12 protein-coding genes are annotated in these 15,797 nt (G+C 53.6%); 6 read left to right on the top strand and 6 right to left on the bottom strand.

The window, feature by feature from the left end; all coding sequences use genetic code 11:
• Positions 1 to 181: 181 nt before the first annotated feature.
• The 5 genes from SD70_RS03605 to SD70_RS03585 all read left to right on the top strand — a co-directional run bounded on the left by SD70_RS03605 (position 182) and on the right by SD70_RS03585 (position 7,450).
• Positions 182 to 2,500 (top strand): helix-turn-helix domain-containing protein, encoded by a 2,319-nt coding sequence (locus tag SD70_RS03605; RefSeq protein WP_041045738.1) that lies wholly within the window; start codon positions 182 to 184, stop codon positions 2,498 to 2,500.
• 150 nt (positions 2,501 to 2,650) lie between these two features.
• Positions 2,651 to 3,601 carry an ABC transporter permease gene (locus SD70_RS03600; RefSeq protein ID WP_041045736.1) on the top strand — a complete coding sequence of 317 codons (951 nt, stop codon included), beginning with the start codon at positions 2,651 to 2,653 and terminating at the stop codon, positions 3,599 to 3,601.
• Positions 3,602 to 3,625: 24 nt separating this feature from the next.
• On the top strand, positions 3,626 to 4,492 hold the full coding sequence (locus SD70_RS03595) for a carbohydrate ABC transporter permease (RefSeq protein ID WP_041045734.1): 867 nt from the start codon (positions 3,626 to 3,628) through the stop codon (positions 4,490 to 4,492).
• 20 nt (positions 4,493 to 4,512) lie between these two features.
• The gene (locus tag SD70_RS03590) at positions 4,513 to 6,039 is read left to right on the top strand and encodes an extracellular solute-binding protein (protein WP_041045732.1); all 1,527 of its coding nucleotides are present in this window, start codon (positions 4,513 to 4,515) and stop codon (positions 6,037 to 6,039) included.
• 13 nt (positions 6,040 to 6,052) lie between these two features.
• Complete coding sequence (locus SD70_RS03585) at positions 6,053 to 7,450, top strand: sulfatase-like hydrolase/transferase (protein WP_041045730.1); 1,398 nt, start codon at positions 6,053 to 6,055, stop codon at positions 7,448 to 7,450.
• A 158-nt stretch (positions 7,451 to 7,608) separates the two neighbouring features.
• Here SD70_RS03585 and SD70_RS03580 read toward each other — a convergent pair whose 3' ends face one another.
• The 6 genes from SD70_RS03580 to SD70_RS03555 all read right to left on the bottom strand — a co-directional run bounded on the left by SD70_RS03580 (position 7,609) and on the right by SD70_RS03555 (position 14,291).
• On the bottom strand, positions 7,609 to 8,376 hold the full coding sequence (locus tag SD70_RS03580; protein WP_197080933.1) for a carbohydrate ABC transporter permease: 768 nt from the start codon (positions 8,374 to 8,376) through the stop codon (positions 7,609 to 7,611).
• 85 nt (positions 8,377 to 8,461) lie between these two features.
• Positions 8,462 to 9,382 (bottom strand): carbohydrate ABC transporter permease, encoded by a 921-nt coding sequence (locus tag SD70_RS03575; RefSeq protein ID WP_231571034.1) that lies wholly within the window; start codon positions 9,380 to 9,382, stop codon positions 8,462 to 8,464.
• 120 nt (positions 9,383 to 9,502) lie between these two features.
• The gene (locus SD70_RS03570) at positions 9,503 to 10,822 is read right to left on the bottom strand and encodes an ABC transporter substrate-binding protein (RefSeq protein ID WP_041045726.1); all 1,320 of its coding nucleotides are present in this window, start codon (positions 10,820 to 10,822) and stop codon (positions 9,503 to 9,505) included.
• A 35-nt stretch (positions 10,823 to 10,857) separates the two neighbouring features.
• The gene (locus SD70_RS03565) at positions 10,858 to 12,108 is read right to left on the bottom strand and encodes a Gfo/Idh/MocA family protein (RefSeq protein ID WP_041045724.1); all 1,251 of its coding nucleotides are present in this window, start codon (positions 12,106 to 12,108) and stop codon (positions 10,858 to 10,860) included.
• A 34-nt stretch (positions 12,109 to 12,142) separates the two neighbouring features.
• On the bottom strand, positions 12,143 to 13,297 hold the full coding sequence (gene nagA, locus SD70_RS03560; protein ID WP_041045722.1) for an N-acetylglucosamine-6-phosphate deacetylase: 1,155 nt from the start codon (positions 13,295 to 13,297) through the stop codon (positions 12,143 to 12,145).
• A gap of 28 nt (positions 13,298 to 13,325) precedes the next feature.
• Positions 13,326 to 14,291, bottom strand: coding sequence for an ROK family protein (locus SD70_RS03555; protein ID WP_041045720.1), 966 nt, complete (start codon positions 14,289 to 14,291; stop codon positions 13,326 to 13,328).
• A gap of 379 nt (positions 14,292 to 14,670) precedes the next feature.
• Between SD70_RS03555 and SD70_RS03550 the strand changes: the two genes are divergently transcribed.
• On the top strand, positions 14,671 to 15,723 hold the full coding sequence (locus SD70_RS03550; RefSeq protein WP_231571021.1) for a substrate-binding domain-containing protein: 1,053 nt from the start codon (positions 14,671 to 14,673) through the stop codon (positions 15,721 to 15,723).
• The last annotated feature ends 74 nt before the right edge of the window (positions 15,724 to 15,797 follow it).

Genomic DNA, 15,797 nt, shown 5'->3' with positions numbered 1-15,797 from the left:
ACCCTTATTTCGTTTCAACGTACTATTTATTATACCTTATCGATCGGGGCTGAAATTGAAAAACAGAGAGAAACCGCACGGTCCCCTCTCAGTTTAATCCGAAATTTCTGTGCAGCTATTTGCCGATATTTGCTATGATATGAGAAAGATTTGTCTCGATGAGAGGGGTTTGCATTCGACGATGAAGCGGACCGTCTTCATTCGCTTGCTGCTGCAACTAACGATTGCGGTGGTCTTGATAACGTTCATGGTTGGTATCATGATGTATCGTTATACGAATTCAATGCTCAAAGATGAGGTGCTTGCTACGAATGCGGAGCTCCTCACGCAGACCAGAAAAATCGTCGAGCAAGCGCTTGGCGAGGTGCAGCAGCTAGCCAGTTCGATCGCGCTGAACAGCAACGTGCAGAAAGCCGTCTGGCTGGAATGGAATTTGGAGGACGAATACCACTTTCTGCTCAGCACAAGCGATCTGTTCAACGACCGGATCAATTCCTCGAACTATATTCATTCGATCTATTTATTCAGCGCCGTCAACCGTAAACTGATCTCAAGCTCCGGCATTTACGATTTTGACAATTTTGCTTATAAGGAAGGCCTGCAGAAGTTTCTTCAGAACCGCAATACATCGGCTTGGGACGCCAGCAGCTTAACGACATCGGGCGGAGCGAGCGATGACGTTATCTCCTTCTACTTCAGCGTACCGATCCAGAATGCGCAGAAAAAAGGCGTCCTCGTGATCAATCTGAAAGAGAATGTGCTGTACAATGCCGTCGTCAATACGAACGAGCGCAAGCTGGGAAACGTCGCGATATTAAACTCCGATGGAGAAGTGCTCTCCTATAAAGACAAGAACGCGTTGCCAACGCGGCTTGGCGAGGCCGACATCAAACGGATCCAACAAGGAAAAGAAGGCTATTTCGTCAAGGATGTAGCCGGCGTACAAACATTGGTGTCTTACCGGGCCTCTCCCATGAACGGGTGGATTTACTTGACTTTGAATCCGTACGACGAGGTGTTTAAACGGTCTAAAGAAGTGATCCGCATTACACTGCTTATTTCTCTCATCGGCTTGGCCGTCGGCGTGCTGCTGATGACGCTCGTCTCGAGAAAATATTATCAGCCGGTCAAAAAAATGGTGCAGTACCTCGCCTCCAATATGGACGAGCCGCCGGCAAGCGCACGGACCCGGGACGAATTCGGCTTTATCCGCGAATCTATCGATCACCTCTTCTATGAAAATGAAGAAGTCAAAGCCAAGTTTCTTGAGCAGGAACTGATTTTGCAGGACCATATGCTCGTCAATCTGCTGTCCGGCAAAGCGAAGGACGAAGCCGAAATGCTGCGCCACCTCGAGTACTACCGGCTGAATTTGGAGCCGCAGCATTTTATCGTGTTGGTGCTGCGCATCCATTACGACACTGCTTTAATGCCGGAGAACGAGGAGCAAGTACGCAATCTGATCCATTTTCAAATTCGCACCATATGCGAAGACAAGCTGGCTTTATTCGGCAAAGGGGTCTACATCAGCCAGTTTCACCGGCATGACGTAATGATTCTCAATGCCGGACAATGGGCAAGCCACGAGCAAGCGCTGGAAAAAGCGAAGGAATTGGCGTTCCAGATGATCTCCGCCGTGTCCGAGCAGCTAAAGAATGTGCTGATTACCGTCGGCATAGGCGGCAGATACAAAAAGCTGTCCGAGATTTCGCTTTCCTATAACGAGGCGACAGAAGCGCTCTTGTACGAGCAGATTGCCGGCAAGAGCAGCATCTTATCGATTCACGATATGCAGGTTAACCGCGCCAACCGGAACCGGTTTATCGCCTATCGCCAGCTGGTCGATAAATTGATCGGCGAACTGAAGTCGGGCGGTCTGGACAAGTCGGTTAAGACGAAGGATCAAATTATCGATCAGCTTGAGGGCGATGCGCATTTCGGTTTTTCGTACAAGCATATGATATTGATGCATCTCTTGAATGGCCTGGTCGCCATGAAGGTGGAGCTGGTGCAGCGTGACGGCGATGCGGATGAAGAAGGAAGCCGCTGGTACGCGGAATTTTCCAAGCTGCGCAATTTGCAGGAAATCCGCAATTGGTTGGACCGTGTGCTGATGGGAATGGCTGACGAGTTGCAGAACAAACGGGAACATAAAAACGCCGAAGTCATTGCCAAATTGATTTCCTACATTCGCGAGCATTACCACGAACCGATCGGCCTTCAGACACTCGCTGATTTAGCTTTTATGAACAGCCATTATTTATCCAAAGTCTTCAAGGAAATCACAGGCCAAACGTTCATCGACTTCTTGACGGAAATTCGCTTCAAGGAAGCATGCCGCCTGCTGCTGGAATCCGACAAGCCGATCGTCGAGATTGCCGGACTCACCGGCTTCGGACAGAAGCAAAATCTCATTCGGACGTTCAAAAAATATACCGGCCTCACTCCGACCGAGTATCGGAGCCGCGGTCTGCTGCAGCGTCTGAACGACGAAAGCTGAACAAACGATACGTTTCCGATCAATTGATACCTGGTAATCACAATAATCGAAACCGTTTACACCAATTGAATCTTGAGCGCTCCTCCCCCCTTCCGTATGATGAAAGTGCTTTCAAATAAGAGCCGACTTTCACAAGGGGGAGGATATTTTATGTCTGTGCCAGCGGCTGCGGCAGACGCCCGTGCAGTGGTTGCAAGGCGGACGCTGTGGAAACGCGTTGCGAGAAGCCGTTATTTGTACATCATGCTTTTGCCCGCGATATTGTACTACGGCATTTTTCATTACTATCCGATGTACGGCGCTTTAATCGCTTTTAAGCAGTTCAGCATTACGAAAGGGATAATGGGCAGCCCATGGGCAGGCTTCAAAAATTTCGAATATTTATTCGGCTTGGACAAGTTTTGGCACGTCTTTTGGAACACCATCGTCATCAGCGTGTACCGGCTCGTTTTCGGGTTCCCTTTTCCGCTTATTATGGCGATTTTGATGAATGAAGCCAGAAAGCTTCTGTTCAAGAAGACGGTTCAGACGATCGTGTACTTGCCCCATTTTATTTCTTGGGTCATTATGGGCGGATTGCTGATCAACCTGCTTTCAGCGGACGGCGGCGTCGTAAACGGCGCAATTCGTTCGCTGGGCGGCGAACCCGTCGGCTTTTTGACGGACGATCGCTATTTTCGCGGCACGCTTGTCTGGTCGATGATCTGGAAGGAGTTCGGTTGGAATACGATCATTTATATGGCAGCGCTCGCAGGCGTCAATCCGCAGCTCTACGAAGCTGCGTTGATGGACGGCGCAAGCAGATGGCGTCGAATATGGCACATCACCTTGCCGTCCATTCGCGCTACGATCGTCATTTTGCTCATCCTTCGCATCGGCAGCTTGATGGAAGCAGGGTTCGAGCAAATATTCGTGCTGTATCACCCGGGCGTTTACAACGTGGCGGACATCATCGATACCTATGTGTACCGCATCGGCTTAACGGACGGGCGCTTCAGCCTGGCGGCTGCAGTCGGATTGTTCAAATCGGCGATCAACTTCGTGCTGCTCGTCATTGCCAATCGCCTTTCCCGCATGATGGGGGAAAATGGGATCTATTAGAGCGGCTTCTTTAGGAGGTTACGTATGGCTCATTCCGGATTCGGCAGCAAGTTGTTCGATGTCTTGAACTATTTATTTCTGGCCTTGACCGCGCTTGTTACCTTATATCCTTTTTGGGACTCCTTGATCGTTTCCATTACCCCGATGAAAGAAGGAATTTCGGCGGGTTTGCATCTTTTTCCCAAAACGGTTACGTTCGAAGCTTATCAATATTTGCTGCAGCTTGAACAGCTTTGGAGCTCGTACAAAATCAGCGTTCTCGTCACCGTGATCGGAACGGCGATCAGCATGTTCGCCACGATTCTTGCCGCGTACGCGCTTTCCAAAAAAGAGCTTCCCGGCAGTCGGGTAATCATGTTCACCATCGTATTCACGATGATGTTCGGCGGCGGCATCATTCCAAACTTTCTGGTTGTCAAGCAGCTCGGCATGCTCAATACGGTGTGGGCCATGATGATTCCGGCGGCTATTCAAACGTATAATCTGATCTTGATGCGCAGCTTCTTTCTATCGATTCCGGAGAGTCTGGAGGAATCCGCGAAAATCGACGGCTGCCACGATTTCGGCATTTTGCTGAAGATCGTCATTCCGCTTTCGATGCCGGCCATCGCGACGATTGCGCTATTTTATGCGGTATCCAGGTGGAACGAGTTTTTCATGGCGGTCATGTATGTGACCGACAAACAGCTTTGGCCGTTGCAGTTGTTTCTAAGATCGATGTTGATGGAGAACGAAGCTGCGTTTCAATCCGGAGGAGATAGTCCGTTTTTACTGGGGCAATCCATCAAGATGGCGACGATTATGGTTTCCGCCATCCCGGTCATGATTATTTACCCGTTCTTTCAACGATATTTCGTGCAGGGCGTCACACTCGGCGCCATTAAAGAATGAATATATTGGAGGGTGACTGCATGAGGAGTTTCAAAAAATGGATGCTAACGGCCATAGTCGCCGCGCTGGCTTTGTCGACCGCCGCTTGTACGAGGGGCGAGTCCGAGACGAAGCAGGATGATGCGAAAACCGGCAAAACAAGCTCGCCAACCAAACTCGTCTTTTTGACGCCGGGCGACAATGCGGCCAAGGCGATCACACCCGGAGACCGGATTGTAGCGGAAATCAACAAGCGCCTTAACATCGACCTGGAAGTGAAGTTCGTTCCGGAAAGCGGCTACGAGAAAATTAACGTCGCGATGGCGACCGGAGACTTGCCGGATATCGTTACCATTAACTACCCTTCTCCGTCGCTTAGTCAATGGATCAGCGAAGGCTTGTTGGTACCTCTTGACGACTACTTGCCGGTTATGCCGACCGTGAAGCAAAAAATCGAGAGCAATTTAACATGGACAGCCGTCAACGGCAAATATTACGGCTATCCGTTCATCGAGGAGAGAGCCAACACGGCGCTTGCTTATCGGGCCGACTGGCTGGAGACGCTCGGCATGAAGCCGCCGCAAACGTTGGATGAGTTTTATGAGACGCTAAAGGCAATAGCCGCGAAGGACCCCGGCAAAACCGGCAAGAACGACGCTTACGGCATGACAGGCGAAAAAGGCGTCAGCCAATTTAACTTTATCTTGTTCGCTTACGGATTGCCGCATGGCGACTGGGTGCTGGACAATAGCGGAAAGCCTGCCCCGATCTTCGAGCATCCGGCTTTTAAGCAGGGCGTTCAGTATTTGCGCAAGCTGTGGGAGGAGAAACTGATCGACCCCGAGTTTTTGCTGAACGACACGCAGAAGCGCGAGCAGAAATTTTATCAGGGTAAAGCGGGTTTCATGGCCGCCCCATTGTTCCGCCATGTCAACCGCATCGAAACCAGCCTGCAGAAGGTGAACCCGAACGGAAAGCTGGGCTTCATGGCTCCGCCTGCCGGTCCGGACGGGAAACGCGGAATGAACGCTGCGCCTAAAGGCGGCTTATTTACGGCTATTACGAAAAATGCCAAAGATAAAGCGAAAGCGGCAAAGTTTATCGAATTCATGCTGTCTCCCGAAGGCCGCAGCTTGCTCGAGCTCGGCATCGAAGGGATCCATTATACGAAGCAGGGCGATAAAATCGTATATAACGAAGCGGAACGCGCGAAGGACGGCTTTGCCGCGAACGGCTGGGCGCATCCGCTGGCATGGGGCAACGTCGTTTGGCCGCTAACGGAAAATTACTTGCCGCAAACCGAACCGCAGGCCGACAGAGCGAAGCAGTCCGTCGATATCGCCACCAAAAACATGGTGCCGAATTTGCTCAATACGACGACAGCGGAGGAAGTTGAACTTAGCGGTGTCCTTGGCGAGTTGTACACCCAGTATTATCTTGAAATGATTACCGGCAAGCGCGACATCGACGCCGGCATCGCCGAGCTGTCCAAGAAGTGGCGGGATCAAGGCGGCAACAAGGTGCTGGATGCGGTCAACAAAGCGTATCAAGCGCAAAATAAAAAGTAGGAGTGATTGGCGGATGGAGCAGCGTAACGCAAATATGCCGAATATCGTCTTTATTTTAACAGACGACCAGGGACCTTGGGCGCTTGGCTGCGCCGGAAATGACGAAATCCGCACGCCGAATCTGGATCGGCTTGCGGCGGAAGGGATGCGCTTCGATCATTTTTTCTGCACTTCTCCGGTTTGCTCGCCGGCTCGCGCATCGCTGCTAACCGGACGCATTCCTTCTCAGCACGGCGTTCACGATTGGATTCGGGGAGGCAATGTCGGGGAACGACCGATCCGTTATTTGGACGGCCAGACGGCCTATACGGAGCTGCTGGCTGCCGGCGGCTACGTGTGCGGGCTTAGCGGCAAATGGCATCTCGGCGACAGCAGGTCACCGCAGAAAGGGTTTACCCATTGGTACGTTCACCAGACGGGAGGCAGCGCGTACTATGACGCACCGATGATACGGGACGGCGAGCTGATCGACGAACCCGGATATTTGACCGATGTCATTACCGATGACGCGCTGCAATTCCTCGAACGCCAAGACGGAAGCCGGCCGTTTTATTTGGGCGTGCATTACACGGCGCCGCACAGCCCTTGGATCGGCAACCATCCCAAGGAATATGTCGACCTGTACGAGGACTGCGCTTTCCGGACATGTCCGCAAGAACCGAAACATCCGTGGTCGATTCGAACAGCCCCTTGGGAAGACGATCAAAGGGAAAATCTGAAAGGCTATTTTGCGGCCGTAACCGCAATGGACCATAACGTCGGCCGCATCGTCCGCAAGCTGGAGGAGCTGGGCTTACGCGAACAGACGCTGCTCTGCTTCCTGAGCGACAACGGCTTTAACTGCGGCCACCACGGCATCTGGGGCAAGGGCAACGGGACGTTCCCCCAGAACATGTACGATACGTCGGTGAAGGTTCCGGCGATATTCAGCCAGCCTGGACGCATTCCGCAGGGCCGTGTTTGCAGCGATTTGGTCAGCGGCTATGACTTTATGCCGACACTTCTCGCTTATGTCGGGATTGACAACGCGGAAGCGGACACACTGCCCGGGCGAAGCTTTATGCCGCAGCTGCTCGGTGAAGAAGGCAGCACCCGCGAAGACGTCGTCATTTTCGACGAATACGGGCCGGTTCGCATGATCCGAAGCAGAGAGTGGAAATACGTGCACCGTTATCCTTACGGGCCGCATGAGCTGTATAACCTGATCCGCGATCCGGACGAACGGCAGAATATGGCGGATGCTCCGGAAGCGCAGGAGCAGCTGGCCTCCATGAAAGCGAAGCTGGACAGCTGGTTCGTCCGTTACGCCGATCCGGCGCGCGACGGAACGCGGGAAGCGGTGACCGGCTTCGGACAGCTGGAGCTGGCCGGTCCGGCGGGACTTGGGAGAAAAGCTTATGAAGAAGGATAATCACAAGCGGGGGCTAATCTAAATCGTGAGGCCCAATCTGATGTAAGCCGGATATTAGAAAACGGAGCCCGCGCGCGGCTCCGTTTTTTCGTGGCAGCGTATTGGCGATTCCAATATAGTCCGCCTCCGTTGCCCCCGCAAAATTCAGATGCGGCTTACTACCCCTTGGTTCCGGTCAAGGTGATGCCTTCGACGAAGTATCTTTGCAGCAATAAGAACAGCAGCAGCATCGGCCATATCGCGAGCACCGCGCCGGCCATAATCACCGGATAGTTCGTCAAATTTTGGCCCTGCAGCGAGGCAAGCCCGACGGAGAGCGGCATTTTCTCGGGGGAGTTGTTGACGACGAGCGGCCATAGCAAATCGTTCCAGGCCCAAAGCATCGTAATGATCGACAGGGCAATCAGTCCGGGCACGACCATCGGCAGCATGATCCGGTAATAAATTTGAAAATGGTTGCAACCGTCCAGCTTGGCCGCTTCCTCCAGTTCCTTGGGCAGCGTCATGAAAAACTGCCGCAGCAAAAACGTGCCGAAAGCGCTGAACAGCCCGGGCACGATAAGCGCCTGCAGCGAGTTCAGCCAGCCCAAACTCTTCATAATCATATATTGAGGAAGAATATGAATTTGCGACGGCACCATCAGCACCGACAGCACGATAATGAATATGACGTTTCGTCCCGGAAATTCGATCCGCGCGAACGAATAAGCGGCCAGCGAGCAAAGCAGCAACTGCCCCAACGTTTTTGCCACCGAAGAGATGACCGTATTCCAGTAAAAATGGACGAAGGGCAATACGGCCGTTACGTCTTTGTAGTTGTGCCACTGGAACTTGGCCGGGAAAATGACGGGAGGCACGAGTGTCGACTCCCCGAACGTTTTCACGGATGTCAGAAGCATCCAGATAAACGGCCCGACCATAAACATAGCGCCGATAATCAACACGGCATGAACGACCAGCTTTTGAGCCGAACGGGCGGTTTTCGCATTCAAGGCCGTTCCTCCTTTCCGCCTAGCTGTAATGAACCCATTTTTTCTGCAGCTTCATCTGCACGATCGTGACCAGCAAAATGATGACAAACAGCACCATGGCGATGGCTGCGGCATAACCTTTGTTGTTGAGCATGAAGGCATTTTTATAAAAGAGGAATACGACGGATTGGGTCTGCTCGATCACGATGCTGTTGGGGCCGATCATCATGAACACCAGATCGAATACTTGGAAAGCGCCGATTAAGGAAATGATGGTGACGAAAAAAATGGTCGGGGTTAATAATGGAAGCGTAATAAATATGAAATTTTTAAACGATCCGGCACCGTCAATCGCAGCCGCTTCGTAATAGGACACCGGAATTCCCTGCAGTCCGGACAAAAAAATGACCATGTTGTTGCCGATAGCCGCCCAAACGGCGACGATGACCATGGAATACAGGGCGATGTCCGGATCGGTCAGCCAGCTCGGGCCTTTGATGCCGATGGCACCGAGCAAGTAGTTGATCAGACCGTAATCCGCGTTGTACAGCCATTTCCACACCATGGCAACGGCCGAGGGCATCGTGACGACCGGCAGAAAATACAGCGTGCGATAGAGGGTGACGCCGCGTATTTTTTGGTTGAGCAGCACTGCGGCAACAATCGATAAGGCGATGGCGCACGGAATGGTGACGCACGTATAAATGAAAGTATTGCGGAGCGCCATCCAAAACATCGGGTCCGCAAACATGGCTTTGTAATTGTCAGTCCCGGTCCATTCGTAATTGCCGAACGATCCCCACGACGTAAAGCTGAAATACAGAGTCTGAAAGACCGGCCAAATGCTGAAGACCAGCAAACCGAGCACGGTCGGGGCGATCATCAAGTAACCCCAGAAGTAATCCCCTCTCGTTCTGGGATTGAACCGTCTCTTTTTCGCCTGTTTGCGTTCGTCAAGCACCGGCTGCCGAGGCAAGTCCAGTTCGGTTGAGTTCACATTCCGGCCTCCTTTTTATAAAAGAAGCTGTACAGGTACGTACTCGGCCCTGCCGACAGCAGAGCCGAGTACCTGAAAAGCTATTTACTTTTCCTGCTTAAGGAGCTCGTTCATTTTCGCAGCCACTTGCTTGGCGGCTTCTTCCATCGGGATTTCGCCGGACAAGCCTTTATTGAAGGTCGACTTCTCCACCTCTTGCCATTTCGGGGCATCCTTCGACACCGGGTAAGGCACCGAATACTGGAGCTCGTCGATAAAGATCTGAAGATGGAAATTCGGATTCGACTTCACCCATGCGTCCTGCGTGCCGTTATAGGCAGGAATGGTCGTGCCCGTCTTGGCTTGAATGTCGGCGGCGTCCTTTGAGCCGAGGAATTTGACGAACTCCCACGCTTCTTTCTGATGCTTCGAATTCGCAGCGATCACGTTACCGAGGCCGTGAATGACCGTGGCCCGCTTTTTGCCTTGCGGCAGCACGGTAACATCGACTTTGTCCTTCGTATATTCGTTTTTGCTGAACTCGATTTGGGCCCATGATCCGTCCGTCAGCATGGCGACTTTGCCGGATTCGAACAAGTTTCTCGGCGCCGTCTCGGTCATTTGGGCGACGGTTGGCGACAGCTTATCCTTGATCAAATCCGACCAGAATTTCATTCCTTCGATCGCCTCTGGCTTATCGTAGCCGGACGACTTCTTGTCGGGGGAAATCACGTAGCCGCCTGCCTGGAAAATCGTATTGTAGTAGGTCGTCTGTTCGCTCGCGGCGAGAGCGGACGCCATCCCCCACACGCCCTTGGCAGGGTCGGTGAGCTTCGTCGCCGCATCGCGCAGCTTGCTCCAATCCCATGTCTCATCGGGATATTTCAAGCCCGCCGCATCGAACATTTTTTTGTTATACCATAAACCGACAGTGTCGAAGTCTTTCGGCATGCCGTAAAGAGTGCCGTTATAGGAATACAGATCGACGAGCGATTTCGGGTAGTTGTCCAGGCTGATGTTGCCGGACTTCACTTTATCCGAGAGAGGTGTGAGCATTTTGTTCGAGGCATACTTGATGATGTTGACGCCGTTCATCCAGAAAACGTCGGGCAGCGTGCCGCCGGTTGCCGCCGTTTCCAGCTTGGTCCAATACTGGTCCCACGGCGTGACCTCGATCTTGACCGTAATGCTCGGGTTCGCTTCCTGAAATTTATTGGCGATTTCCTGCATGGCCGGGACTTGGTTTTGGTCCCAGAGGCCGTACGTGATCGTCACTTTTTCCTGCTTGTCGCCGCCGCTGCCGCCACCTCCGCCGCCGCTTCCTCCATTGCCGCCGCTCCCCCCGCTTGCTCCGGTGGACGAACTGCATGCCGCCATAGCCAAGACGAGACCCGCAATTGCCGCCAGCGAAATCCATTTTTTCATTTGCCGCGCCTCCTTCTCAATTGTTTTTTCTTGCTTTACTGCGTCACTTTCAGCTCATTTATGTAATTTTCCATGATGACGGTTTGTCCGGTGAGTCGCGAATGCTCGGCGGCGAAGGCGATCAAATGGCTTCTCGCCGATTCCATGGCCGAGGTTCTGCCGGCGGTCCCGCTCCGCACCTGCCTCAGAAAATCGCGCATGATCAGCGTATCCGCGCCGTCATGTCCGCCTTCCACACGCTCCGGATGAATGACTTGCCGCTTCCCGGAGAAATGGATGATTTCGATTTCGTTCCATTTATGGTTGCCGCGGATTTCTCCGGCGGTGCCCATAATCTTGAACGTACGGCTGATCTCGTTCGTAAAGGCGGTCATCGTAAAGGCGACAGTCACCTCGTTGTCGAACAGAAGATTCGCCACCTGATGATCGACGACGTCATTGTCGCAGTGATAAACGCAGCGTCCGTAGGGGCCTTCCTGCAAAGCCTTCAGCCGCACTTCGCGGTCCGGCTCCAGAGCCACGACCTTGGCCGGCCATTCGTCCTTGTCATTGTAGTACAGCTTTAACGCCGAATACGGGCATTCATGTTCCACCTGGCAACCGTCCGTGCATCGCAGCGTCGAGCCTTCAGGAGCGTTAGCCGGAGTGAAGTGCGTCAGGCTGCCGAAGGAAGATATTTTGAGGCATTGTCCGCCCACGAGCCACTGCAGCATATCCATGTCGTGGCAGCATTTTTGCAAAATCATCGGGCTCGATTCCTTGGAATTGCGCCAATTGCCGCGGACGAAGCTGTGGGCCTGGTGCCAGAAGCCAACGTTCTCGTTCCACTGAATGGAGATGAGCCGGCCGACGATCCGCTCGTCAATGAGCTGTTTCAGCGTGCTGTAATAGGTGGAATACCGCATCCCGTGGCAAATCGTCAAAATGCGTCCCAGCCGTTCGGCCTTCTCCGCCATTTGCAGCGATTCCAGAGGATCCGGAGACATCGGCTTCTCGAGCAAAATTTGGTAGCCTTTGTCCAAGGCTGCCATGGTCGGCTCGAAATGCTGCGTATCCTGGGTGCAAATGAGCAGCGCTTCGCATAACTGCGGCTGGGCGAGCAGCTCCTGCCAAGACGAGAACTGGTTTTCGGGCGGAATGTTGTGCAGCTTGGCGAACAGTGCTCTCTTCTCCTCGTTCGGTTCCGCCACAGCCACAAACTGCACCTCGTCGGGACGCTTTAGCGCATAGGACGCATACGCGAACATCCCCCTGCTTCCTGCACCGATCAAAGCCGCTTGAATCATTTCCCGACACTCCTTTTTGTGATGTTTATAGGATCTACCGGCTGCCGGTTACCTCCGCGCCCTTCACATAGGTAGATTGAAGCTGCAATTCGTGGTCCACTATCAAAAAGTCCGCGTCCTTGCCTGCCTCCAGCGAGCCCTTGCGCTCCTGGACCTTGATCTGCCTTGCCGGAACGAGCGTCAGCGAAGGTAAAATGCGCTCGAGCGGATACCCCGTAAATGCCATGACGTTCTTCAACGCCTGCAGCGTGGTCAACGAGCTGCCGGCCAGGCTGCTGCCGTCTTTGAGAACCACTTGCCCGTTCGTCATGACCACATTGCCGTACTCGCCGTCGGGCAGCCCTGCACAGCTTATGGCGTCCGTAATCATGCACACGTTCCACGGCGACTTCACATCAAATAGCAGCTTCACGACAGCGGGATGCACGTGAATCCCGTCGGCAATCAGCTCGGTCGTCAGCCCGGACATTGTGAGTCCGGCGCCGGCCACGCCAGGCTCGCGATGGTGCAGCGGGCTCATGCCGTTAAAATGGTGGGTGGTGTGATTGGCCCCCCGCTCTACGGCTTTGGCCACCTGCTCGAAGGTCGCGTCCGAATGGCCGATCGACACCGTGATGCCCAGGGCGGCAAGCTGCTCGACGGCGGCCAATCCTCCTTCCACCTCGGGAGCCAAGGTGACGAGCCGAATCGTATCGTTCGATGCGCCGATATACTCCTCCAGCTCTTCCGGATTCGGCAGACGGATATGCTCTTTCTTTTGAGCGCCGCGCCGCTTTTCGCTAATGAACGGCCCCTCCAAATGAACGCCGAGCAGCTCCGCTCCGCCTACTCCCCTTGACTTCGCTTCCGCTGCGCACCGCAGCGCCTTTACGGTGGCATCCTTGGCAGAAGTTGTGGTCGTCGCCAAAAACGAGGTTGTGCCGTGTGCGGCATGAAACCGGCTTATGCCGTCCAGACTTTCGTAAGTGCCGTCCATCACATTGAAGCCGTTGCCGCCGTGCATGTGAACGTCGATAAACCCCGGCAGCACCGTCAAGCCGCGCAGATCCGTCACCCGCACGTCCTGCCCCGCTTCGAGCTCGGGACCTCCGATCGCTTCGATTTGTCCTGCAGCGCCGACCAGCATGCGGCCGTTTTCGATGATCCGATCCGGCGTATACAGCTTGCCGTTCACAAATAATGTGCTCATTCGCTTCCCTCTCCCATCAGCTATTGCTTCATAAATAGTCCGACTGCCGCGAGGCGAAGGCGGCCGCCCCGATGAGCCCCGCCGAATCGCCCAGCACTCCGGCGCATACCTTCAGCTCGCCGTACTTCGGATAGTTGGAGGCAATCCATGTGCGGATAGGCTCCAGCAAAAACTCTCCGGCAGCTGCTGCTCCCCCGCCGATTACGATCGCCTCCGGATTGAGCAAATAAACGGCGGTGAGCAGCTTCCCGGCCAGCGTCGTTCCTACGTAAAGGAACAGCTCCTTGGCCAACCGGTCGCCCTGAAGGCACGCTTCATAAACGTCGCGGGAAGTAATCGTTCCTTCGTGCCGGCGCAAAATCGTCTCTTTGCCGGAAGCCACCGCTTCCCGCGCCAGACGCGCGATGCCGGTCGCGGAGGCAATCGTTTCGAGGCATCCCCGTTTGCCGCAGTTGCAGAGGGAGTTGTTGCCCGGAACGATATCGTGGCCGATCTCTCCGGCGTAAAAGCCGCTGCCGCGAATCATTTTCCCGTCTACGATAAGCGCCGCCGCCATGCCCGTGCCGAGCGTGACGCCGATCATGTTGGAGTAGCCTCTTCCGGCGCCGGCTATCATTTCGCCTAATGTGTAGATGCGCACATCGTTATCGATGTATACCGGCACCCCAAGCCTGGCGCTCATTTCCTCGGCAAAGGCCACGTCGGCCCAGCCCAGATTCGATGCGCCGAGCGCTTTGCCGCGAATCGGGTCGACCCGGCCCGGCACCCCGGCTCCGACCTTGGACAATTGCCTGGCGTAACCTGCGCCTTGCACAAGCTCTTCGATCGTTTCGGCCAAATAATCGAAAAATGCGGCGGGTTTGCTCGTAATAGCCGGAAAATCAGGTTTTAACGTAGGGATGTCCCGTTTGGCAACCAGCTGCATTTCCTCGTTGAAAACCCCGACGACGGTGCTTGTTCCCCCTACATCCACGCCAACGACGGCATGCCCCATACGGACGCGCCACTCCTTTCAACATGCATGGATCGAAATGCAAGGATCGGATGATGCGACAAGATGCGACATAATTTTATTGAATTTTCGTAACATTGACATAATATGATCGTTTTCATCATAAAACAGAATGTTATCGATCATATTATTGATTGTTTCCTTCCACATTTTGCGTATTTCCAATTCTAATCCAAGGGTTTTATACCGTCAATATATTTTTTTTGTGCATAAAAAAAGACCTGACGCCGCTACAGATTGACATTTTTTATTCAAATCTTTTATTGTATAAAAGGGCTATTTGAAAGATTTCGATCATCCGCTATGCGCCTGATCGATTATCGCCACAGAACGAACCTACTTGGATGGAAAAGGGGCAGCCATGAAGAGCAGACATCGCGATATTTTGCAATTGCTGAGAACGAAACCGATCATGAAAATACACGAGCTGTGCGAGGCGCTTCAGGTGTCCGAGGCGACAATCCGGAGAGACTTAACCGAATTGCGGAAGGAAGGGGTCGAGCGGATCGGCGGCGCAGCGTATTGGAAACATGCCGGTGCCGATAGGCGCGGTGCCGCGCAACCGGGGCAAGCGAAGAGCGGGGCGCAAATCGGCTGCATCGTATCCGTATCGCGCAAGCTTGTGCATCCGTATTTTTCACCGATCGTGGAAGGCATTGAAAAGGGGTTGGCGAGCCTCGGGTGTTCGCTGGCTTTTCTGCACAACCTGGACGACCTCATGGATGAATCGCTCGTGGAAGCGATGCTTTCCGAGCGGAAAATCGACGGCCTGATCGTCGTCGAAGGCGTCAGACCGGACATTTACGAGCGGCTTAAGCAGGCCATTCCCTTTATCGTTGGCATCGATATATCCGATCATACCGTCCCGGTTATCGCCTATGACCGCATTGGCGCAGCGGCGTCTGCCGTTCGCCACCTGCTTTCGCAAGGGCACAGCCGCATCGGCTTTATCGGCGGTGCCGGCCTCTCGGGCGACTTGGACCGGGAAAAACGATACCGCGGATACAAACACGCCTTGCAGGAAGCGGGTATCGCGCTTAACCCGGATTGGGTCCTGAATGCGGATTGGGACGTGAACGCCAGTTACGCCCGCATGCTCGAACTGCTGGAGCGGGATGCGCCGCTGCCCACGGCGATGTTCGCCTCCAGCGATATGATGGCGATTTCGGCGATGCGCGCCGTGACCGAAAAAAACATGCGCATCCCGGAGGACATGGCGTTCATCGGCTTGGATAATATCGAAATTGCCCAATATACGACACCGCCGCTTTCGTCCGTACACATCCCGAAATACGAGATGGGAGACATGGCGGCGAAAATGCTGGTAGGCTTCATGCAGGGCACCTATTCGTTACCGTTCAAGCTGCTGATGCCGTACGAGATCATCGTGCGCCAATCGTCGGCCCATATATAAATAATCAAAAACGTCAAAATTATGATTGTAATAATCATTTATTCATTTTATAATTTCATTATTTCCGAAAGGAG

This window comes from Gordoniibacillus kamchatkensis (genome assembly GCF_000829455.1).
Classification (GTDB): Bacteria; Bacillota; Bacilli; order Paenibacillales; family NBRC-103111; genus Gordoniibacillus; species Gordoniibacillus kamchatkensis.
The sequence above is the reverse complement of the archived record's forward strand: the minus strand, read 5'-3'. Positions and strand labels throughout refer to the sequence as shown.